The sequence below is a fragment of the Corallococcus terminator genome, from assembly GCF_003611635.1.
Taxonomy (GTDB): Bacteria; Myxococcota; Myxococcia; order Myxococcales; family Myxococcaceae; genus Corallococcus; species Corallococcus terminator.
In genome coordinates this window covers 1-1527 of sequence record NZ_RAVZ01000674.1, presented here as the reverse complement: position 1 = coordinate 1527, position 1527 = coordinate 1, and the positions used below count along the sequence as shown (strand labels likewise).

The window sequence follows — 1527 nt, the reverse complement described above, 5'->3', positions numbered from 1 at the left end:
GGTGCGAATCACTCGCGAGTGCCTGAACGAGGGCCTCGCCGCCGTGAAGCCCGGCCGTCCCGTCAGCGACATCGGCCGCGCGATTGAAGCGCACGCCACGAAGAACGGCGTGAGCGTGGTGCGCGCCTATTGCGGCCACGGCATCGGAGAGACGTTCCACACGGCCCTCCAGATTCCGCACTACTACGAGCCGGAGGCCGACACCGTCATGCAGACGGGCATGATTTTCACCGTCGAGCCGATGATCAACCAGGGTGGCTGGGGACACCGCACGTGGGACGACGGGTGGACCGCCGTCACCGCGGACGGCAGCCGCAGCGCGCAGTTCGAGCACACGCTGCTCGTCACCGAGCAGGGCGCCGAAATCCTCACAGTGCCCTGAGTCCCCGTTGACCGAGGCCCCTGGAGCATCAGGGGCCTCTTCCGGGGGAGGACCGCCTGAAGTCAGACGGTCTTCCTCACTCGACTTCTCGACACGAGGGTTTCATCCCTGTCGCGGAGTCGACGTCACCGTCACGAGGACTTCATCCGCGTGTGGGTTGTGCGCTATCACCCCCGTCCTGGCCCAGACTTTCCGGAGGCGCGCAATGGCACTCGATATCGCCGTCGACCCTCAGTCGCTCAAGAGCGTCCAGGATGTCATCCAGACCCTGGAGGGGACGTTCCAGGTGGACTTCATCCCCGGCGTCCTGAAGAAGCTGGACGAGAAACTGCTCGTGGAGCGCGCGGCGTTCCGCGCCAACGAGCTGACCCAGCGCTACGAGTTGGACCTCTACTTCGGGCTGAAGGCGCCCGAGGCGGAAGACTCACGGGAGCCGTTCCTGAAGGTGGGGATGAGCATCACCATCCAGCCCGAGGCCGTCTCGAAGGGCCGCAGGCCCGCGCGGTATGACGGCACGCTGGAGGTTCCGCTCTCCGGCGAGGCCATCACCCAGGTGCCGTTCGCGCTCTACTTGCAGCGGAGCGCCCGGTAGCATTTTCGCTGTTCGCATCGCAACAGCAACCCTCCTGTCAGGGTGATTGTGAATCGGGTGCCACGCGGTGACAGTGCGCGTGGGCCCGCCGTGGTGGGGCTTCCCGTCATTCATGGGGCCCGTGAATCACTTCAGTCTTGAAAGGAATCGTTCCCATGAAGAGCTGGGTGACGTTGTGCCTTGTCTGTGTCACGTCCGGAGCATTCGCCGCGGACAAGACGCCTCCTCCCACCGCCGCGAAGACGGCTCCTCCCGAGCAGTCCAAGTCGGCCGAGCCCAAGACGCTCACGCTCGAGGAGGACAAGGCCGCCAGGCAGGAGCCGAAGAACAAGAAGGTGGACACGAAGGCATCCGAGACCGCCAGCAAGCCGCTGCTGTAGCCCTGACTCGAAACCCAACGGAGGGCGAACCACATGAAGAAGATGATGGCGGGGCTGTGTCTGGTCTGGCTGTGTCTGTCTCAGGGAACGGCGCAGGGGGCCGAGGATTGCATCAAGACGATGAGTCAGGGCTCGGCCACGGTGAAGCTCGGATTGTATGAGCAGAGCTGTAT

The 1527-nt window shown here is 64.5% G+C and carries 3 protein-coding genes; all 3 read left to right on the top strand.

All coding sequences use genetic code 11. The features are described 5' to 3' along the window. Positions 1 to 382, top strand: a 382-nt coding sequence (locus D7V88_RS41405; RefSeq protein ID WP_120545949.1) for a M24 family metallopeptidase, incomplete at its 5' end; no start/stop codon positions are given. Between the two features lie 205 nt (positions 383 to 587). Next, positions 588 to 974 carry a hypothetical protein gene (locus tag D7V88_RS41400; RefSeq protein WP_120545948.1) on the top strand — a complete coding sequence of 129 codons (387 nt, stop codon included), beginning with the start codon at positions 588 to 590 and terminating at the stop codon, positions 972 to 974. A gap of 155 nt (positions 975 to 1129) precedes the next feature. After that, positions 1130 to 1354, top strand: a complete 225-nt coding sequence (locus D7V88_RS41395) for a hypothetical protein (protein ID WP_120545947.1) — start codon at positions 1130 to 1132, stop codon at positions 1352 to 1354. Positions 1355 to 1527: the final 173 nt, after the last annotated feature.

Bases quoted from the DNA above. Each gene is read 5' to 3' on its own strand.
- D7V88_RS41400 (WP_120545948.1), top strand. From the start codon at position 588: ATGGCACTCGATATCGCCGTCGACCCTCAGTCGCTCAAGAGCGTCCAG.
- D7V88_RS41395 (WP_120545947.1), top strand. From the start codon at position 1,130: ATGAAGAGCTGGGTGACGTTGTGCCTTGTCTGTGTCACGTCCGGAGCA.